Raw genomic sequence first — 19,600 nt, forward strand, 5'->3', positions numbered from 1 at the left:
CGATGCCGAGGGCGTCCGCCGGGCGCCTGGCCTGGACCGGCGTCGGCCATCTGACCACGACCGCCACCTGGGGCGCCTACCCCAGCCACACCCTCGACGACGTGCAGAGCGGCATCGACGTCGTGCACAACGCCCTCCTGCTGGACGGGCCGGGACGCACGGTCGTACGAGGTCCGTTCCGCCCCTCGCCCCGGTCGGTGGTGCACAGGGAGATGGTCATGTCCCCCAAGCCCCCGTGGTTCGTCACCAACCGCACCGCGGACACCACGGGCCGGCTTCTCACCGACTTCGCCGCCACACCCCGCTGGTCCGCGCTGCCGAGGATCTTCGCCTCCGCGCCGCGCGGCTGACCACCTCTGCCGGGTTCCCCACCCGACCCCTCCCTGGAGACCACCCATGCTCAATCTGGCTGTACTGCTGGAACACACCGCACGCGAACTACCCGATCGCGACGCCGTGGTGCTGGGCGACACGCGGCTGTCGTACGCACAGGTCGACGCCGAGGCGAACCGGGTCGCGGCGGCGCTCGCGGCGCGCGGCGTCGGCCCCGGTGACCGGGTCGCCCTGAGCTGCCCCAACCTGCCCTACTTCCCCATCGCGTACTACGGCATCCTCAAGGCCGGGGCGACGGTCGTACCGCTGAACGTCCTGCTCACCGAACGGGAGATCGCCTACCACCTGCAGGACTCCGGTGCGAAGGCGTACCTCTGCTTCGAGGGCACGGCCCAGCTGCCGATGGCGAAGGCGGGTCTCGCGGCATACGAGTCCACACCGACCTGCGAGCACTTCGTCCTCCTCACCGCCGCCCCCTCCGGCGAGGCGCAGCCGACCGGTGTACCGACGCTGGAGGACTTCACCCGCGACCTGCCCGCCACGTTCGACACGGTGCAGACCCGCGAGAGCGACACCGCGGTCGTGCTCTACACCAGCGGTACGACGGGCAGACCCAAGGGCGCGGAGCTGACCCACAGCAACATGGTGCAGAACGCGCTGCTGGCGAACCGTCTGTTCGGGACAGCACCGCATGACGTCCACCTGCTCGCCCTGCCCCTGTTCCACTCCTTCGGCCAGACGGTCCAGCTCAACGCGGGATTCGCCACCGGCGCCACCATGGTGCTGATGCCACGCTTCGACGCCGCGTCGGCCCTGGAGCTCCTGCAGGGCGAGCACGTCACCTTCTTCGCCGGGGTGCCGACGATGTACTGGGCCCTGCTGACGTTCGAGGACACGGACCGGTTCGACCTGGCCGGCATCGCAGCCAACCTGCGGATCAGCGTCTCTGGAGGATCAGCCCTGCCGGTGGAGGTGCTGAAGGCATTCGAGGAACGCTTCAATGTGCCCATCCTCGAGGGCTACGGCCTGTCCGAGACCAGCCCCGTCGCCACATTCAACCGCGTCGACCGCCCCCGCAAACCCGGCTCGATCGGACTTCCGGTGTGGGGCGTGGAGGTCAGGGTCACCCGCCGCGACGGCACCCAGGCCGACGCCGACGAACCCGGCGAGATCCACATCCGGGGCCACAACGTCATGAAGGGCTACCTCGACCGCCCCGAAGCGACGGCGGAGGCGATCGATCCGCACGGCTGGTTTCGCACCGGCGACATCGGCAGGCGCGACGCCGACGGCTACCTCTACATCGTCGACCGCACCAAGGACCTCATCATCCGGGGCGGCTTCAACGTCTACCCCCGCGAGGTCGAAGAGGTGCTGCTCACCCACCCGGACATCAGCCTCGCCGCCGTCGTCGGCGTCCCCCACCCCAGCCACGGCGAGGAGGTCAAGGCCTTCGTCATCCGCAAGCCCGGAGCCACGGTCACTGAGGAGGACATCGTGGCCTGGTGCCGGCAGAACATGGCGGGCCACAAATACCCCCGGCTCGTCGAATTCCGGGAAGCCCTGCCCATGACGGCGACCGGCAAGATCCTCAAGCGGGAACTCGTCCCGCCACCGTCCGACTGACCCGCACCGGTCCGCTTACAGCCCGGACCCCTGCGGCGGGCCTTCCTCGGATCGGCACGGATGGAGAACGGCGCGAGAGCCCCGGCCCGGACTTGAGTTCTAGTACTGCAACGGTGCTTGCCATGACTGATGGCCAGGTTGGTCGTTGGTGTGGTCATGGGTGGGGACCTTGCTGATGTCAGGTGGTGGACGGGCGAACTGGAAGCTGTGCATGGGCGGTTCATGCACCGTTTCAGCAGGTCGGAGCCCCGGGAGTCCGCACTGGCTTATATGCGGGGCCTGATCGCTCCGCTGCAGCGGAAGAACCGATGGACGCTGGCGGAGGAAGCCGGCCACGCAGGCCCGGACCGCCTCCACCGGATGCTGAACCGGATCGAGTGGGATGCGGAGGAGGTCCTGGACGACGTGCGCGAATACGTCGTCGAGCACCTCAGCGACCCGGATGCGGTGCTGATCGTGGACGACACCGGCTTTTTGAAGAAGGGGATACGCGTTCGGCCGGGGTCCAGCGCCAGTACTCCGGCACGGCCGGGCGGACGGAGAACTGCCAGATCGGGGTCTTCCTCGTCTATGCAACGAACCGCGGGCGGACGCTGATCGACCGGCGTCTGTATCTGCCCGCCTCCTGGACCGACGACCGCGAAAGGTGCCGCCGGGCCGGCATCGGCGACGAGGTTGCCTTCGAGACCAAGGTGGCCATGGCCAAGGCGATGGTCCGCCGCGCGATCACGGACAAGACCCCGTTCCGGTGGGTGACCGCGGATGCCGCCTACGGCTTCTCCAAGGGCTGGCGATCAGAGCTGGAGGCGGCGGACCTCTTCCACGTCATGGCCACCACCCGGCACGACACCGTCGTCACCCGGTGGGCGATCGACCACCCCGTCCACGCCTGCCTCACGATCCTGCGGGCCCGCGAGCTCGACGCCGACAAAGCAGAAACGGATCCCCCCGGCTCATCCACCTCGGCCTCGCCGAGATACGACGGCTGATCACTCGCCTCACCAACCCACGCCCCGCACCCGTCGAGCACATTTTGCACTGGTCACACTGGCGCCGACGACGTCGGCATCAGGCCCGCACCAGTCACCACAAACGACGCGGACACAGTCCCTGACCTGGCCATCAGTCACATCAAACACCGTTGCAGTACTAGTGCTGGACTCACGTCAGACGGTGCCTCGATCCGTCCGGTGAAGGTCCTGTAGTCGATGCTGTGGCTTGCCATCTCACCGTTCCTCACGCGTGCTGCACCGACGGTGCGAGCATCCGTAAGATCAAAGTCGATTCGAGTTCGCTATTTTCGCGAGGCAATGTCAAGGGAAGGGACAAGATCCCTCCCGATCGCCCCTTGCTAAACTGTTGACTCATGATCGACTTTGCTTGTCCGGCTGGGGGCTCACGTGGTTAGGGAAAGTGCGGACGAGCCGAAACGCGGCCGCTCGGCAGCCGCCACGGCGGGGGCGCCTCAGGCACCTGCCCGGCCGGAAGCGGCACTGCAGCGTCGTGGGGTTGCCCGGGTCAAGGCGATCCTGGACGCCGCGGAGGAGATCCTGGCGGAGGGTGGCTACGAAGCAGCCACCCTCAAGGCGATCGGAGAACGGACCGGCATCCCGACGCCGTCCGTCTACCACTACTTCAATGACCGCTACCAGGTGGACGCGGCCATCATGAGGCGTCACAGTGACGCGCTGCTCGGCGTGCTCGACGGCATCGACGGCGAGGAGTTCCGATCGATCTCCGACGTCGTAGGCCTGGTGTTCGACCCTATCGTCGAGTACTTCCGGGCACACCCGAGTTGTGTCCAGCTCTGGTTCTCCGGTCGTCATGAGGCTTTGAGCGCCCAATTCCAGGAGTTCGACGACCAGGTCGCGGAACGCCTGTGGCGACTGGGGATCGGCCGCGGACTGTTGCGCGTCGACACGCCGCTTCTCGTGATGAAGCTGGCGTTCGAAGCCGGCGGGCGCATCTTCGACATCGCGTTCCAGCAGGACCGGAACGGGGACGAGGCGACGATGACCGAGGCGAAGCGATTGGTGACCGCCTACCTCGAGACCTACGCGGAGAAGAGCACGGCCCATCGGGCCGAATGATGCTTCCGGACACCGCGAGCGGCGTTCACGCGTCCCTCTGTGGCGCCGGAAGCCAAGGGCGGGCGGGCCCTCCAGAGGCCTGCCCGCCCTTGGCGTGTGTCACCGCAGTGGGGCGTCCCACCGCACCTCTTCCCGTATCCGGTTCTTGAGGAGCTTGCCCCCCCCCGCGTTGCGTGGGAGCGCTTCGGTGACGACGGTGGCGTACTGGGGGACCTTGAAGTCGGCGAGTCGGTCCTGACAGCGCGCGATGACGGCGGTGAGGTCGATCTCGCCCCGGCCTCCGTAAAGGACGGCCCCGACCTTCTCGCCCATCACGTCATCGGGCACACCGAGGACCGCGGCGTCCGTGACGCCGGGAGCGGAGAGCAGGGCCGCCTTGACCTCCACACTGGAGACGTTCTCACCGCCGCGGTTGATGATGTCCTTGATCCGGTCGACGATGTAAACACGTCCGGCGTCGTCCACCCGGACGATGTCGCCGGTGTGCAGCCAGCCGTCCACGACTGAGGATGAGGTGTCCGTCGGCGATCGACTTCCGGTGGGTCCAGGGCCTGAATCCGAAACCGAACGTCAGCATGTCCGAGTCGGAGCGGATGCCGGGGTACTGGAACAGGCTCCGCGTGCCGTCGATCTCGTCGCGCGCCTCCAGGATCGCGAACGACGTGCCGGGGCGATGGGCACGGAGGTGACTGCCCATGCCGATGCCCGAGATCCCGGCACCGATGATCAGTACGTCGGCGTTGTCGTGGGTGGCTGCCCCGGAGGACGTCCGGCTGGTGGTCGTTCTGGTCACTGGTGCCTCCTGGCCGCGGAGGTGAAGGAATGCGCGGGGCCGACGCCCGCCGCTCAGGTGGCCCTCCGGGCGAGTTCGGTGCGTGCGAGGGCGTTCTTGTGCACTTCGTCGGGGCCGTCGGCGAATCGCAGCGAGCGGATGCCGGCGTAGGCGCGGGCGAGCGGGAAGTCCTGCGAGAGGCCGCCGGCGCCGTGGACCTGGATGGCCTTGTCGAGGATCCACTGCACCGTCCGGGGTGTAGCGATCTTGATGGCCTGGATCTCGGTGTGGGCGCCCTTGTTGCCGACGGTGTCCATCAGCCAGGCCGTCTTGAGGACCAGGAGCCGCAACTGCTCGATCCTCACCCGGGACTCGGCGATCCAGTCGCGGATCACGCCCTGGCGGGCGAGCGGCCTGCCGAAGGCCACGCGCTCCTCGGCGCGGTCGCACATCAGCTCGATGGCCCGCTCGGCGACGCCGATGAAGCGCATGCAGTGGTGGATGCGTCCCGGGCCGAGGCGGGCCTGGGCGATCGCGAATCCGTCGCCCTCCTGGCCGATGAGGTTCTCGGCGGGGACGCGGACGTCGTGGAAGACGAGCTCGGCGTGGCCGCCGTGGTCGTGGTCGTCGTACCCGAAGACCTCCATGGAACGCCTGATCTCCAGGCCTGGGGTGTCGCGGGGGACGAGGATCATCGACTGCCGACGGTGTCGGTCGGCCTCGGGGTCGGTCCGGCCCATGACGATGAATACCCGGGCGTTGGGGTTCATCGCGCCGGTGATCCACCACTTGCGGCCGTTGATCACGTAGTCGTCGCCGTCGCGCACGATCGACGTGGCGATGTTGGTGGCGTCGGAGGAGGCGACGTCGGGCTCGGTCATGGCGAACGCGGAGCGGATCTCGCCGGCGAGGAGCGGCTCCAGCCACTCCTTGCGCTGCGTCTCGGTGCCGAACATGGACAGCACTTCCATGTTGCCGGTGTCCGGGGCCGCGCAGTTGAGGGCGGCGGGCGCGAGTTCCGGCGAGCGGCCGGTGATCTCGGCGAGGGGCGCGTACTGCAGGTTGGTGAGCCCGGCTCCCTCCTCGCCGGGCAGGAAGAGGTTCCACAGGCCGCGTTGGCGGGCCTCGGCGCGCAGCTCGCCGAGCACGGGGACCGAGTCCCACGCCCAGCGCTCCTCCAGGAACCCGAGCTGCTGCTCGAACACGGTTTCCGCAGGGTGGATGTGGCTCCACATCAGGTCCTGGAGGTTCTCGCGGAGCATCTCGGTGCGGCGGTCGAACGCGAAGTGCATGGTCAGTGTTCCTTGAGTGCGGCGAGTCCGGCGTCCAGAAGGGGGTGAACCACGTCACCGATCCGGTCGAAGCCGGGGCCGACCGTCTGCCCCTTGAGGTGGCGATAGTGAATGCCTTCGAGGATCGCGGCGAGCCTGAAGGCCGCGAGACCGAGGTGGAAGCCGAGGAAGCCGAGGTCACGTCCGCTGCGGGCGGCGTAACGGGTGATGATCTCGGACTCGTTCAGGAAGCCGGGCGCGTCGCCGGAGTCGGGGGCGACCTTCGGCTCGACCAGCCGGGCCAGTCGTGTGTAGAGCAGCATCAGTGGCAGGTCGGTGACCGGGTCGCCCACCGTGGCCATTTCCCAGTCGATGACGGCACGGAGCCGGTCGTCGCCGTCGACCAGAACGTTGTCGAGCCGGAAGTCGCCGTGGACGATGCCGAGGCGAGCGGCCGCGTCCATCATGGGCGCACGTGCCTCCAGTTCGGCGTGGAGGGTGACGGCGGTCGGCAGATCACGGGAGTACGAGGCGGCCATCTGCCCTCGCCGGCGCGCCACCTGGCGGACGAGGAAGCCCTGGGGGCGGCCGAAGCCACCGAGTCCGACGGCCTCCGGCTCGACCGCGTGGGGGGCGGCGAGGGAGTCCACGAGGGCGCCGGAGAACCGCTGCACCCGGTGCGGGCCGAGCGGCGCCAGTTCGGCGGCCGTGCGGTACGGCCGGCCCTCGACCGCCTCCATGACGTAGAACTCTGCGCCGAGGACGGAGGTGTCGAGACAGAGGCCGCGCATGGCGGGCACGGGGATGGGGGTACCGGCGAGCGCCGCCATCACCGCGTACTCGCGTCCCATGTCGTGGGCCGTCGCGAGGATGTGGCCCAGGGGCGGGCGGCGCAGGATCCAGTGGGACTCACCGTCGGTGAGGCGGTAGGTCAGATGGGACTTGCCACCGGTGATCAGGGTGGCCGTCAACGTGTCGGCCCGGGCCGTCGGCACGGCCTCGGCGAACCAAGGCCGGAGCCGGGCGAGGTCGAGCCCCGGAGTCGCGTCTTCCTCGTGCGCTCCCATCAGGCACCGCCCGCCGCCGCGAGACCGCCGTCGACGACCAGGGTCCGGCCCGTCATCCACGCCGCGTCCCCGGAGAGCAGGAACGCCACGACGCCGGCGATGTCGTCGGGGGGCTCCAAGCCGAGCCAGCGGATACTCCGCCGCGACGGCGTCCTCCCGGACCTCGTAGAGTGCGGCGGCGAACCTCGTCTTCACCACGGCCGGAGCGACCGCGTTGACCCGGACGCGCGGGCTCAGCTCGACGGCCAGTTCCTTGGTGAGATGCATCAGCATCGCCTTGCTGGCGCCGTACATCCCGATGCCGGGCTCCGGCCGGATGCCACTGAGCGAGGCCACGTTGACGACCGCGCCGCCGTGTCCGGACATCCATGCCTTGTAGAGCTTCTGGACCCATGACAGCGCGGAGAAGACGTTGACCTCGACGACGTTGCGGGCCACGTCGGGATCGAGTTCCATCAGCGGCCCGTACACCGGGTTGATGCCGGTGTTGTTGACCAGCAGATCGGCGCTGCCGAAGGTGTCGACCGCCTTCGCGACCACCTCGTCCTGGTGGGCGGTGTCGGCGGCGTGGCCGGCGACACCGAGCACGTGGTCGGGCCCGCCGAGGCGGGCGACGGCCTCGGCCAGTGCGCCTGCACTGCGTCCAGTGATCACGACCTTCACGCCTTCGGCGACGAGTCGTTCGGCGATCGCGAGACCGATGCCACGGCTGGCGCCGGTGATGATCGCGGTCTGCCCCGCGAATCTGTCGGACATGATTCCTTGCTTCTCCTCGAACTGGGAGTGGACTGCGGAGGTGGCCGTCGGAGGAAGTCGCCCGTAAGTGGAGCCTCACGCCCCGTACAAAAATCAAAATCAACTTGAATTTGAGTTTAGAGCGTGACGGGCTTGCCGTGTCAACCCTCTGAGCGGCAAGGTTCAGGCGCAACTGATACGATCTCGAATCGTGTTCGAGAAACAAACGGCCGTGCAGGCAACTCCGCGCCCGGCCAGGGCACAGCAGCGTGGCATCGTACGAAGGCGGGCCATCCTCGACGCTGCCGAGGCGCTGCTCGGCGAGCAGGGCTACGCAGCCGCCACATTGAAGGCGATCGGAGAGCGAGCGGGCATCCCCACCGCCTCCGTCTACCACTACTTCTCTCGCCGCCATCAAGTCGAGACCGAACTGCTGCGGTACCACGCCGACGAGCTGGACGCCCGCATCGGTGCCGCGCTGGCCGACCAGCGGCCGCACACCCTCTCCGGCGCGACCAACGCGGTGATCGACCCGATACTCGACTACTTCCGCAGCCATCCCGGCTGTGTCGAACTGTGCTTCAAGGGGAACTCAACAGCGGTCGGCGAACAGGTCCGCGCGTTCGACGAGGCCCAAGCCGAGCGGGTCTGGCAGCTCCTGACAGTACGCGGCCTCGCCCCCGCCGACCTGCCCATCCTCGTCGTGCAGCTCGCCTTCCAGGTGGGAAACCGGCTCTTCGAAGCGGCTTTCCGGCGCTCACCGGAGGGCGACGACGCCACCATCCGCGAAGCGCGCCGCGCTGTGATCGCGTACGTGGAGGCCTACGCTTCCGAAGGGCACACCGAACAGAACTGAATCCGCCAGGCATGCGGTGTCTTGCTGACGCACCGGCCGGGGCCGAGTCGCAAGCGACGTGACGACTCGACGAACCCGCAACGCGGCAAGCCCGCCAGACGGCGCGGAAAGCCCGCGAGTCCGATCAACTCCAAGAGCGAGAGCTGGCGCACCGGCCCGTCCAGGGCCAGCACGCTGCCACTGGACCCGGACCACCGGTGAGAGGGCGTGGCAGTTGACGTCCCGCAGTCGGCCGTGCATAAATTCGGAGTCGATTTCAGATCGATCTCATACCTCTCGGTGTGATCCCTCTCCTCTCACTGCCCTGTCCCCCGGCGACCCGGCCCATGGCGGTGAATCGCGGCTGCCCACACGCCCGCCAGGAGATCGCCTCACCCCACTCTCGTACGGCCCCCCGCCCGCCACCCTTCAGCGCCCGGAGGTTTCCTTGCGCGCCCTCTTCGCCTCGACTCCCCCAGGCGGTCCGTCCGCCTCGTCACGTGATACCGGCTCCGATGGTGCCGGCCGGCGTGTCCGGCGAGTGTTCCTGGTCGTCAACGCGGCGCCCCTGGCCCTCGGCGTCGTACTTTCCTGCGCTCCCGTGATCGCCGGCGTCACCGTGTACGGGCGGCTCACCCTCGGCGTCGCATGGGTCACTCTGCAGCTCGGCCTCTTCCTCCTCAGTACGTGGTGGTACGAGGACCGATCCACCCGGCTGTGCGACGGCGTGGAGGAAGGCGTGGCGGACCGCCTGCCCTCCGCTGGGACCGCGGGAGCACCTTTCTCGCGACAGTCCGGGTGGTGAACCCGTGACGACTCCGCTTCTCCTCAGCTGGGGCACTGTCGACCCGGTCGACTCGGCCGCCCGGGGGCCGGTGATCAGCGCCTTCCTGGTCTTCATCGGCCTCTGCCTGCTGTGGGTCTTCACTCTCGCCACTCAGGATGACCATCCCGAAAGGTTGTACGTCGCCGACCGGTCGCTCTCACCGGTCTTCAACGGCTTCGCACTGGCCGGCGAGCACATCACGGTCGTCACCCTGTTCGCGGCACCGGGGGCTGTCGCCCTCTTCGGCTACGACGGATTCGCCTCCGTCATCGCCGACAGCGTCATCGCGCTCGGCGTCCTCCTCCTTCTTGCCCAAAAGATTCGCGACAGTGGTCGCTACACACTCGGCGGCCTCTTCTCCCTGCGTGCGTCCGGACCGGGGACGCGTACGGCAGCCGTCGTGGTGACGCTCGTCATCACCCTGCCCTTGCTCATGGTCCAGCTGCGTGCCGCAGGCATCAGCGCGGCCCTCCTGATCGGCATGTCGAGCCCCGCCGCCCAGGTGGCCTGCACGGTGCTGATGGGCTGTCTCATCACGTGCTTCGCCGCCGTGGCGGACCTCAGAGGCACCACCTTCGTCCAGGTCGTCAAGGTACCCGTCACGCTCCTGACGCTCGCGGTGGTCACCCTGCTCGCCTTGAGCACGTTCTCATGGAGTCCGGGCGACCTGCTGTCGACCGCTGCGGAACAGAGCACGGCGCCGGAAAGGTACCTGAGCCCCGGCCTTTGGGCTCATACCGTCGGCCTCGGCCCGATGAACACGATCAGCGACCACATCGTCGTCATCCTCGGCACGGCGATGATGCCGCACCTCGTCCTCCGCATCGCCGCATCGCGCAGCGGGAGGTCGGCTCGGCGCTCCACGAGCCTCTCGGTGGGACTGGCGGGCGCCTTCTACATCCTCCTGGCCACGACCGGGTTCGCGGCCGCAGCCGTGGTCGGCAGCAGGGAGATCGGCGCGGTCGACGCAAACGGTCAGGGGGCCGCGATCCTACTCGCCTCCGACGTGATCGGGCGCGCGTCGACGTCACGCGTGGTGCTCATCACCCTCGTGGCGTGCGTCGCCTTCCTCGCGGTGCTCACCGCGGTGACCAGCGTGACCTTCGCCGCTTCGGTCGCCCTCACCCACGACGTCCTCACCCGGACCAGACGCTCTCTCACCGAAGCCGGAGAGATACGGGCCGTTCGTTTCTCTGTCGTCCTCTTGTGCATCGGGGGAATGGTGCTGTCCGCCGTCTTCCACCGGTATCCCGTCGAGTTCCTGGTGACCTTCTCCCTCGGCGTGGGGGCCACGTGCGTCTTTCCCGTACTGGTCTACTCCTTCTTCTGGCCGAGGTTCAATCGCCGGGGGCTCTTGTGGTGCGTCTACGGAGGCCTCTTCGTCTGCATCGTGCTGACGGCCTTTTCCCCCACCGTTTCCGGGACGGACTACGCACTACTGCCGAAGGCGGACTTCAGCTGGTACCCGTTCCACACTTCGGGTGCGATCTCAGTGCCGGCAGCGTTCCTCCTGGGCTGGCTGGGCAGCACGAGATCGCCAGGAGGGGCCGTGAGCAAGTCCCAACTCGTCGACAGCGTGAAGGCATAGGGCACTGACCGCGGTGCCACCGGCCCACCTCCACGTCCCACCGGCCGGACGGAGCTTGACAGGGTCTCGGCGAAGACCCTTAAAGTCAAAACTCAACCTAGATTCGATATCAAATTATATGGATCGCGGCCGCCTCGTCCGCCGCACCACCCTTGCCGCTCACGTATCGAGGGCGGCACCAGAACTGAGAGGGCTCACATGATTGCGACTCGCTTCACCGAGGCGTTCGGGGTGGACCACCCCGTCGTCTGCGGCGGGATGACCGGAGTCGGCACGGCGCATCTCATCTCCGCCGTCGCCGAGGCCGGTGCGCTCGGGTTCCTGACAGCACTGACCCAGCCCACTCCGGAAGCGCTGGCGCGGGAGATCGCGCGATGCCGTGAGATGACCGACAAGCCGTTCGGCGTCAACCTGACCATCCTGCCCACCCTCAAGCCGGTGCCCTACGCGGAGTATCGGGCTGCGATCATCGAGAGCGGAATCAAGGTGGTCGAGACGGCCGGCAGCAATCCGGCCGAGCACGTGGCCGCCTTCAAGGCGGCGGGCGTCAAGGTGATCCACAAGGCCGTGGCCGTGCGGCACGCCCTGAAGGCACAGAAGCTCGGTGTCGACGCGGTGAGCGTCGACGGCTTCGAGTGCGCGGGGCATCCGGGCGAGGAGGACATTCCCGGCCTCGTCCTCATCCCCGCCGCCGTGCGACAGCTGGACATCCCGGTCATCGCCAGCGGCGGCTTCGCGACCGGCAGCGGCCTGGCCGCCGCGCTGGCGCTGGGGGCCTGCGCAATCAACATGGGCACCCGGTTCGTCGCCAGCGCGGAGGCGCCGGTACACCCCAACGTCAAGGCGCAGATCGTCGCCAACGACGAGCGGGCCACCCAGCTGGTCTTCCGGGAGTTCGGGAACACCGGGCGGGTAGCGCGCAACGCGATCTCCGAGGAGATCGTGGCCCGGTCGAAGCGTCCCGGCGCGGCCTTCGAGGACGTCGCCGAACTGGCCTCCGGCGTTCGGGGACGGACCCGTGTGCTCCAGGAGGGCCACATGGACGACGGCCTGTGGTGGGCCGGACAGGCCCAGGGGCTCATCGAGTCCATCGCCACCTGCGACGAGATCGTCAGCGGCATCGTGACCGACGCCGAGAAGATCATCGACCAGCTCGCCGGACTGCGCGGATGACCCCGGACACCACAGACGACGACAGGAAGCACACCATGACCTGGACCACCCTCCATCACCGCGTCGACAGCGGCATCCTCACCGTCACCCTCGACCGGCCCGGACACCTCAATGCCTTCACGCCCACCATGGCCGCGGAGCTCGAGCGGACGTTCACCGAGGTCAACGACAACGACGACGTACGCGCCGTCATCGTGACCGGCGGCGGGAAGGCCTTCTGCGCCGGCATGGACCTCAGCTCGGAGGGCAACGTCTTCGGCCTCGACGAGTCACGCACCCCCACACTGGCCGACATGGCCGACCTGGACAGCCCCGACGTCTGCCGCGTTCGGGACACCGGAGGCAGGGTCACGCTGGCGATCCACGCCTGCCGGAAGCCCGTGATCGCCGCGATCAACGGCCCCGCCGTCGGGATCGGGGCGACCATGACGCTCGCGATGGACGCGCGGCTGATGTCGACGACGGCGCGTTTCGGTCTGGTCTTCGGCCGGCTCGGCATCACGCCCGAGGCCGTCTCCACCTGGTTCCTGCCCCGTCTGGTCGGCATGCCGAAGGCCCTGGACCTGTTGTACTCCGCGGAGATCCTCGACGCGGAAGCCGCGGCCGCCGCCGGACTCGCCCAAGCGGTCCACGCCCCGGACCAGTTGTACCCGCAGGCCCGAGCACTGGCGGACCGATGGACTCTGGGCCGCTCGCGCGTCGCGACCGCCCTCACCCGGCAGATGACAGTCCGCAACGCGACCCTCGAACACCCGGAGGACGCGCACCGCGTGGAGTCCCTCGCGATGTTCTACAGCAGCATCGGAGACGGGCGCGAGGGCGTCGCCGCCTTCCGCGAGAAGCGCTCCCCTCGCTTCTCGCAACAGGCCTCCACGATGCCGCCGTTCTACGACGGCTGGCTCGCTACGCCCGCGTCCTGAACACCAGCAATCGACCTCCGCGACGAGGCCGCCTTCCCGAAACGGCTTTTGCGTCCTGGGCTCTTCTCCACGGGAAGACCACCCTGTCCCCCCCTCAAGTCCCCGTGGTGCGTCACCCAACGCACCGCGACCACCGCGGGCCGCCTCCTCGTCGACTTCACCGCCGCGCCCCGCCGGACCGCGCTGCCGAAGACCTTCACCTCCGCACTGCGAGGCTGACCCGTCTCACCGGCGCGGCGTACCATGGTCCGCGCGCACGCGAAGGAGCTCACCCTTGCTCAGCACCGGATACACGGAAACGAGTTACGGCGGTGGAGTCACCGTCATGGTCGGTGCGGAGCGGGGCGCGTATCCCTACGCCAATTCGATCCTCGTGCGCGGCATCGCCGAGACGTTGGTCATCGACCCGTCGCTGTCGCTCGTCGAAACGGCACCACCCGCGGATGTGGTCCTCGTGAGCCATGCCCACGAGGACCACATCGCGGCTCTGGGTGATTACGAGAGCCCCGTCCACGTCCATGTGAAGGACCTGGCCGCGCTGCGGTCCCGCGCCGTCATGGTCGAGGGCTACGGACTCCCTCCGGAGGCCGCCGGGCACGCCGACCTGATGCTGCGCGACCGCTTCCACGTCCGGGACCGCCCCGGGGCCACGGACTTCGAGGACGGCACCGTCTTCGACCTCGGCGGTCGCACGGTGACCGTCGTGCACCTGCCCGGTCACACCGCGGGCCACTGCGGTTTCCTGATCGAGCCGGACGGTTTCCTCTTCGTGGCGGACATCGACCTGACGTCGTTCGGCCCCTATTACGGGGACGTCGGCAGCAGCCTCATCGACTTCGAGGCGTCGATGCGCCGTTGCCGGGAGATCGAGGCCCGCTGGTACGGCACGGCCCACCAGAAGGGCGTGATCGAGGGCGCCGCCGAGTTCTCGGAACGCCTCGACGCGTTCGCCGGCGTGATGGCGAAGCGCGACGCGAGCCTCTTGGCGTTCCTCTCCGAACCCCGGACCGTCGACGAGATCGCCGATCGGCGTCTGGTCTACCGCCCCCACGTCGAAGGCCCCCACGTACTGCCGGTCGAGCGACGGACCGCGGTGCAGCACCTGGGCCGGTTGGTCGGCACGGGCCGGGTCGCGGAGGTCGAACCAGGGCGGTTCCGCGCGGCGTAGCGCCCGCGCGACGTCCCGGTGTCCCGGAGTCGCCGACTCAAGAATTATCGAAAGTGATTCGAATTTTAGTTTCGACGACGAAAACAGGCGCAGGGAATCACGAGTCATGACCGCAGGGCAACACAGTGAGGAGGAAACCTGCGACGTCGTGGTCATCAGCGCGGGAATGTCGAGCCTGGGCCACTGCCCCTCGTGCCCGGGAGGAGGACCGGCCCCGGCATCCCGACCCCCGGGCCGAGTGCGGCACACGCGGAGTGTCCGAGGCCGACGCCCTCTCCCGCCTGTGAGGATGTCACCGTCGGTTTCGGAGCCCCCTCCCTGTCTTTACCCGCTCCCGCTCTGCGAGTCGCCGTGATCGCTCTCCTCGTCCTGATGTCCCTGCTGTTCCTGTGGACCGTCGTGTCCGGCCGGTTGGCACGGTGGAGCATCACCGCCCCGATCACCTTCGCCGCGGCCGGCATCCTCCTCAGCGGTCAGGAACACCCGGTCGTACCGCTCGACATGGACACCCACACCTTCCAGCGGGCCATCGAACTCGTCCTCGCGGTCATGCTGTTCACCGACGCCACCGAGGCGCGGGGCTACGCCCGTCTGAAGGGCCCGGTCGGGGAGGGAAGGCTGCTGGGGATCGCCCTGCCGGACTCCCTCGTGCTCGCCACACTGGCGGGCGCCCTCGTCTTCCCCGGAAGGAGCTGGTGGCTCCTCGCGGTCGCGGCCCTCGTCGTCATGTCCATGGACCTGGCCCCGGTGCTCACGATCCTGCGCGACGAGCGCGTGCCGCTGCGGGTGCGGGCCGCGCTCAACATCGAAGGCGGTTTCAACGACGGCTTGATCTCTCCGCTCTTCGTCTTCTGCGTCGCCAACCTGGTCTCGGCCGGGGGCGACACCTTCGGCGACCTCCTCCTCAACGCCCTCAAGGGCGCGGTGTACGCCGCGATCGTCGGCAGCGTCCTCGGGTTCCTGGCTTCCCAGATGGTGCGCCGGGCGCTCGATTCCGGGTGGGCCGAGCCCTCGGGCCTGCGCATGGCCGGCCTCGCCCTGCCCTTCCTGATGTACGCGGCTTCCGTTCTCGTCGAGGGCAACGGCTTCGTCGCGGCCTTCGTGGCGGGCCTCTGGTACGCGCGCACCGTCTCCGTGATCGGCGGCGGCTCCCTCGACCTGGTGCAGGACATCAGCCACCTGCTGGCCCTGGCGGTCTGGTACGCCTTCGGCGCGCTGGCCGCCGAGGTGTTCGCCGACGGGATCGCGCTCCAGGTCCTCGCCTACGCGTTCTCCGTCCTGACCGTGGCCCGGTTCGTTCCGGTGACGGCGTCGCTCGCCGGCACCGATTTCACCCGCTCGGAACGCGTCGCGATCGGCTGGCTCGGGCCGCGCGGTGTCACCTCCATCGTCTTCGCCGTCCTCTCCTATATCCAACTCCCCAAGAATGAAGCGGACTTCATGGTAAACGTCACCGCCGCGACGGTCGCGAAGGCGACGACCACCGAGATCCAGGCGACGACCACCAGGACGAGAGCCGTCGCTCCGCGCGCCACCGTGGGCAGCGCCGAGCCGATGTGCCCGGGGAACCACACCACCGCCACGACGAGGGCGCCGACCGCGATGAAGAGGGAGACCCCCGGTCCCGGCGCCGTGCCGAGGACGTACCGCTGGAGCACGGTCCCGCGCTCGGTGCGCCGGGCCCAGGTGCGCACCCGCTCCGGCGGCGCGGTCGAGAAGGCGACCGCGGTGAGCAGGAGGTAGGGAACCAGATAAGACAGCAGTACGAACACGCCCACATCGGCCACCGACGTCCGAGTCCAGCCGCTGTCGACGCCGATGAGCAGGCCTGCGGTTCCGAGCGCGAGGGCGAGGCTCACCGACGCCCGACGCCGCTCGGAGAGCCACCGGTTCCCGGCACGTCGGGGAGCACGTTCCTGCACGGGCGATCTCCTTGGAGCGATCGGCTACCGACCGGGGAGAAACTACGGCATCGCGTGACTCTGGTCCGGGACGAGGCACGGCAGCCCGTCAGCGGAGTCGGCGAAAGACCGTCATGCGGCCGAGCTGGCAGGCGGGTCACAGCCGCATGCGGCCGACGCCGCGCTGCGCGCGCACCTCCATACGAGCGTCACCTCATGGATCCGGCCGCGTCACCAGCGGGTACGGACGGAATCTAGAGCGCAGCGATGACGGTCTCCACCGCCGCGAAGGCGTCCTGGAGGTGGTCCTCCTGGATCGGTACCGGCCATGACGAGAGCTGCGCGACGACCGCTTCGTTGTCGAAGTCGATGTAGAGCATCTGGCCGTGGATGCCCAGGCACAACAGGACCCGGCGCTCGGCGTACGGCACCCAGAACTGGTTGCGGTACATCCCGCCGGGGAGCAGTCCCATGTCGCTGGGATCGTCCGCGAACGCCTGCCGGGAGTCGGGTCCGCCGGTGAGGCAGTCCTCGATCCAGTGGGCGGGCACCAGGCCGATCCGGTTCTGCGGGCCTCCGTCGCGCCGGACGAGTTCGCCGAAGCGGGCGACGTCCCGCAGAGTGGCGGCCAGCCCACCGTCGAAGAACACGGCTCCGCCGCGGTCGACGGCCGCGTCCATGTCCTGCTCCGCCACCCGGGACCACAGCCGTCGGGACAGCAGCTCGGGCATCCGCTCACCGGCGGCGCGTTCACACACCCATCCGAGGACGTCCGTCTCGCACGACCGGTACGTGAACGGGCCCCCGTGCGGGCGCTCGGCCCGCAGCAGCGTCAGGTACTCGTAGAGGCTCGCGGGCGCCCGGTCGTCCCCGCGCGGTGCCCAGCCGACCGCCTGGTCGACCTGGCTCACATCGGAGCCGGGGGTGAGGTAATCCTCGGAGAACCGGATCCCCGATCGCATGTCGAGGATGTCACGGACCCTCGCCCCGGCGTAGCCCGAAGAGGCCAGTTCCGGTACGTACGCGGTGATCAGCCCGTCCACGTCGAGGTGACCGTCGGCCACCAGGCCGGCAGCCACCACGCCGATGATCGACTTGCTGACCGAGTACAGCATGTGCGGGCGATCGGGGGTGAGGTCGCCGGGGTACGACTCGTGCCGCACCGTGCCGCGGTGGACCACGATCAGGCCGTCGGTACAGGTACGGGCCACGATGTCGGCCACCGTCGTGGTCCCCGAGGAGGGCGAGGCGACCGGGAGGTCGAGGGTCAGCGGCTCGCCGTCGGGGAGCGGGATCGGGTGGCACCCGGCGGCGACCCGAGCGGTCGGCACCACCTCGCGCATCCTGCCGGCGGTGTATCGGTTGTGCGGGCCCTGCTGCCAGGTCGCCAGGGAGATGGGCGCGGGCAAGTGAGGTGACGGAGACATGGAAGGACCTCTCGTTTCTGCGGCGGTGGTGCACTGGGACGACGGATCGGCTCGGGGATCGGTGAGGTGAGCGGGCCGCGTCACGGGCGCCCCGGGGGTGAGTACGGTGTCGGTCGCGGTGCCCGTGGCAACGGCGTCAGCCGCGCAGGGCTGAGGCGAAGAGGGCGGGGAGGTCCTGCCAGCGGGGGCGGGCGGCGAACTCGGTCAGGAGGCGGCCGGTGCGGGCGGCGGTGGCGTTGGTGACGAACCACGGCGGCTTCGGGGAAAGGGACGACTCGCCGTGCAGGACGGATCGCGGTGCGGGCCTGAACGGGCCCGTGACGAGGGTGCGTTCGGTGTGGTCCAAGAGCAGGGCGTTGTGGACGATGCCGATGCCGCTCTGCACGTCCTCCAGGGTGTGGCCGGGGAAGGCACCCCAGGTGGCGCGCGGGGTCGCGTAGCCGGCGCCGGTCCAGGCGTTGACGGAGATGGTGCCGTAGCGGAGTTCGGCGATCGCGTCGCGCAGGCACGTGCCGAGCGCCTTGATGGTGTCGGGATGGGCGATGAGGTTGGCTCCGAGGGTGCCGTGCAGCCTGTCGTTGGCCGCGGCGACCGCTGCGTCGAGGAACCGGGCGTCGGTTCCGGGCAGTTCGGCGACGCCGAGGACCGGGCCGAAGTACTCGGTCGTGAAGGCGGACTCGTTGTCGTCGGTGAGGTCGAGACCGGTGAGGAGGGTGCGTTCGGGAGTGCCGCCGGGCTTCTCCGCACCGGGGTGGAGGTCCCGCGCGGACTGGACGCGGGCCTCGCAGCCGGGGTACCAGGCCGGGCGGGCGGGTGCGGTCGCGAGTGCCCGGCGCAGGGCGGTGAGGAAGGCGTTCTTCTGCGGCCAGTCGGAGCTGATGACGAGGATCTGGCCGGCGATGCAGTTGCAGCCGCTGTTGTGCAGACGCATGGTCGCGACGTGTTCGGCCTGGTAGCGCAGGTCCGCGTCGGACCATGCGCCGGGCAGGACGATGATCGGGGAGACGCCGCCGAGTTCGCTGGTGATCGGTTTCGTCAGCTTCGGTGTACCCGAGGCCCGGGAGGCGTCCCCGTCCCCGCCGGTTCCCCAGACCACGGCGTCGTGGGTGGTCGCGCTGCCGGTCATGTGGACGGCGGCGATTCCGGGGTGCTCGGCGAGTGCCGCGCCCACCCCGGAGCCGCCGGTGACGATCTCGACCAGGCCCCTGGCGGTGAGCGGTTCGAAGACCGCCCGGTACACGTCGGCGAGCGGGTCGGTGGTGGGGTTGAGTTTGAGGACGGCGGTGCGGTTCTCGGCGTACAGCTGGTACAGCACGTCCAGGGGCGGGATGGAGAAGATGTTGCCCGCGCCCAGGACCAGGGCCACTCCCCTGGTCCGTCGCGGGGTGCGCTGGGTGAGGCCGGCCGTTGCACGGAGCTGGTCCTCGGTGACTCCGGGGGTCGTCCAGACCTCGGCGTGGAAGCCGTTCAGGAGCAGCTTGTCGTAGGTGTCGTACGGGAGGACCTGGACGGCGAGCCGGCCGCCCGGGGCCGGAGTGATCCTGGTGTCGCCGAGGACGTCGGCTCCCTCGTCGAGGCGTCGCAGGGTCTCCTGGAGCGCCTGGAGGTAGGTGAGGACCGCGTACGGGCCGCTCATCCATTCCTCGCCGACGAGCGGGGAGGCGGGGTGCAGTTGCTTGATCCCGGCCGCGGTGCGGACCCATTCGTCGGCCACGGCCGCGGTGGCCGCCGTAACGTCGAGGAGCAGCTCGCGTCGTTCGGCGAGGCAGGTGCGGGCCCAGGCGTGTTCACCGGTGGCGAGTCGTGCGATGAGGGCGTCGAGGGCGTGATCGGCACCGGGGGCGGTAGGGGCGGTGTTCATGGTGGGG

15 protein-coding genes and 2 pseudogenes are annotated in these 19,600 nt (G+C 69.1%); 10 read left to right on the plus strand and 7 right to left on the minus strand.

Translation table 11 applies throughout. From position 1 onward, the window contains the following. The first annotated feature begins 2 nt into the window (after nt 1-2). The 4 genes and pseudogenes from BLW86_RS03945 to BLW86_RS03960 all read left to right on the plus strand — a co-directional run bounded on the left by BLW86_RS03945 (nt 3) and on the right by BLW86_RS03960 (nt 4,049). Nucleotides 3-350, plus strand: coding sequence for a hypothetical protein (locus BLW86_RS03945; protein ID WP_256341197.1), 348 nt, complete (start codon nt 3-5; stop codon nt 348-350). Between the two features lie 46 nt (nt 351-396). Then, nucleotides 397-1,959, plus strand: coding sequence for a long-chain-fatty-acid--CoA ligase (locus BLW86_RS03950; protein ID WP_093872710.1), 1,563 nt, complete (start codon nt 397-399; stop codon nt 1,957-1,959). Nucleotides 1,960-2,115: 156 nt separating this feature from the next. Next, nucleotides 2,116-2,948: pseudogene (locus BLW86_RS03955) on the plus strand (IS701 family transposase). A 411-nt stretch (nt 2,949-3,359) separates the two neighbouring features. Then, the gene (locus BLW86_RS03960; RefSeq protein WP_093872711.1) at nt 3,360-4,049 is read left to right on the plus strand and encodes a TetR/AcrR family transcriptional regulator; all 690 of its coding nucleotides are present in this window, start codon (nt 3,360-3,362) and stop codon (nt 4,047-4,049) included. Nucleotides 4,050-4,148: 99 nt separating this feature from the next. Here BLW86_RS03960 and BLW86_RS03965 read toward each other — a convergent pair whose 3' ends face one another. The 5 genes and pseudogenes from BLW86_RS03965 to BLW86_RS43945 all read right to left on the minus strand — a co-directional run. Continuing rightward, nucleotides 4,149-4,550: an AMP-binding enzyme gene (locus BLW86_RS03965; RefSeq protein ID WP_093872712.1), complete on the minus strand. Its 402-nt coding sequence runs from the start codon at nt 4,548-4,550 to the stop codon at nt 4,149-4,151. 345 nt (nt 4,551-4,895) lie between these two features. Beyond that, entirely contained in the window at nt 4,896-6,113 is a 1,218-nt protein-coding gene (locus tag BLW86_RS03975; RefSeq protein ID WP_093872713.1) for an acyl-CoA dehydrogenase family protein, read from the minus strand. 2 nt (nt 6,114-6,115) lie between these two features. Then, nucleotides 6,116-7,159: a phosphotransferase family protein gene (locus BLW86_RS43935; RefSeq protein WP_093872714.1), complete on the minus strand. Its 1,044-nt coding sequence runs from the start codon at nt 7,157-7,159 to the stop codon at nt 6,116-6,118. Next, nucleotides 7,159-7,248 (minus strand): hypothetical protein, encoded by a 90-nt coding sequence (locus tag BLW86_RS43940; protein ID WP_371129664.1) that lies wholly within the window; start codon nt 7,246-7,248, stop codon nt 7,159-7,161. The genes BLW86_RS43935 and BLW86_RS43940 overlap by 1 nt, the downstream gene beginning before the upstream one ends. Nucleotides 7,249-7,324: 76 nt before the next feature. Then, a pseudogene (locus BLW86_RS43945) lies at nt 7,325-7,915 on the minus strand (SDR family oxidoreductase); the annotation flags it as partial. A gap of 190 nt (nt 7,916-8,105) precedes the next feature. On the opposite strand from BLW86_RS43945, the gene BLW86_RS03990 reads away from it, so the two are divergent. From BLW86_RS03990 to BLW86_RS04020, 6 genes are all read left to right on the plus strand, one after another. Next, a complete protein-coding gene (locus BLW86_RS03990; protein WP_093872715.1) occupies nt 8,106-8,750 on the plus strand; it encodes a TetR/AcrR family transcriptional regulator in 645 nt (214 codons plus the stop codon). Between the two features lie 788 nt (nt 8,751-9,538). Continuing rightward, entirely contained in the window at nt 9,539-11,143 is a 1,605-nt protein-coding gene (locus BLW86_RS04000) for a sodium:solute symporter family transporter (RefSeq protein ID WP_093872717.1), read from the plus strand. A gap of 198 nt (nt 11,144-11,341) precedes the next feature. Continuing rightward, entirely contained in the window at nt 11,342-12,316 is a 975-nt protein-coding gene (locus BLW86_RS04005) for an NAD(P)H-dependent flavin oxidoreductase (RefSeq protein ID WP_093872718.1), read from the plus strand. A gap of 35 nt (nt 12,317-12,351) precedes the next feature. After that, nucleotides 12,352-13,236 (plus strand): crotonase/enoyl-CoA hydratase family protein, encoded by an 885-nt coding sequence (locus BLW86_RS04010; protein WP_093878485.1) that lies wholly within the window; start codon nt 12,352-12,354, stop codon nt 13,234-13,236. A 274-nt stretch (nt 13,237-13,510) separates the two neighbouring features. Then, nucleotides 13,511-14,404 carry an MBL fold metallo-hydrolase gene (locus BLW86_RS04015; protein ID WP_256341199.1) on the plus strand — a complete coding sequence of 298 codons (894 nt, stop codon included), beginning with the start codon at nt 13,511-13,513 and terminating at the stop codon, nt 14,402-14,404. Nucleotides 14,405-14,776: 372 nt separating this feature from the next. Continuing rightward, nucleotides 14,777-16,147 carry a cation:proton antiporter domain-containing protein gene (locus BLW86_RS04020; RefSeq protein ID WP_371129442.1) on the plus strand — a complete coding sequence of 457 codons (1,371 nt, stop codon included), beginning with the start codon at nt 14,777-14,779 and terminating at the stop codon, nt 16,145-16,147. 412 nt (nt 16,148-16,559) lie between these two features. Here BLW86_RS04020 and BLW86_RS04025 read toward each other — a convergent pair whose 3' ends face one another. Continuing rightward, complete coding sequence (locus BLW86_RS04025) at nt 16,560-17,732, minus strand: serine hydrolase domain-containing protein (RefSeq protein ID WP_093872721.1); 1,173 nt, start codon at nt 17,730-17,732, stop codon at nt 16,560-16,562. A 136-nt stretch (nt 17,733-17,868) separates the two neighbouring features. Continuing rightward, entirely contained in the window at nt 17,869-19,593 is a 1,725-nt protein-coding gene (locus tag BLW86_RS04030) for an aldehyde dehydrogenase family protein (protein WP_093872722.1), read from the minus strand. Nucleotides 19,594-19,600 lie beyond the last annotated feature (7 nt).

It is taken from the genome of Streptomyces sp. TLI_105, from assembly GCF_900105415.1.
In the GTDB taxonomy this organism is placed as follows: Bacteria; Actinomycetota; Actinomycetes; order Streptomycetales; family Streptomycetaceae; genus Streptomyces.

Coding starts and splice junctions, on each gene's coding strand:
- BLW86_RS04020 (WP_371129442.1), top strand. CDS start 14,777: ATGTCCCTGCTGTTCCTGTGGACCGTCGTGTCCGGCCGGTTGGCACGG.
- BLW86_RS03945 (WP_256341197.1), top strand. CDS start 3: ATGCCGAGGGCGTCCGCCGGGCGCCTGGCCTGGACCGGCGTCGGCCAT.
- BLW86_RS03975 (WP_093872713.1), bottom strand. CDS start 6,113: ATGCACTTCGCGTTCGACCGCCGCACCGAGATGCTCCGCGAGAACCTC.
- BLW86_RS03950 (WP_093872710.1), top strand. CDS start 397: ATGCTCAATCTGGCTGTACTGCTGGAACACACCGCACGCGAACTACCC.
- BLW86_RS04005 (WP_093872718.1), top strand. CDS start 11,342: ATGATTGCGACTCGCTTCACCGAGGCGTTCGGGGTGGACCACCCCGTC.
- BLW86_RS04010 (WP_093878485.1), top strand. CDS start 12,352: ATGACCTGGACCACCCTCCATCACCGCGTCGACAGCGGCATCCTCACC.
- BLW86_RS04030 (WP_093872722.1), bottom strand. CDS start 19,593: ATGAACACCGCCCCTACCGCCCCCGGTGCCGATCACGCCCTCGACGCC.
- BLW86_RS43935 (WP_093872714.1), bottom strand. CDS start 7,159: ATGGGAGCGCACGAGGAAGACGCGACTCCGGGGCTCGACCTCGCCCGG.
- BLW86_RS04025 (WP_093872721.1), bottom strand. CDS start 17,732: ATGTCTCCGTCACCTCACTTGCCCGCGCCCATCTCCCTGGCGACCTGG.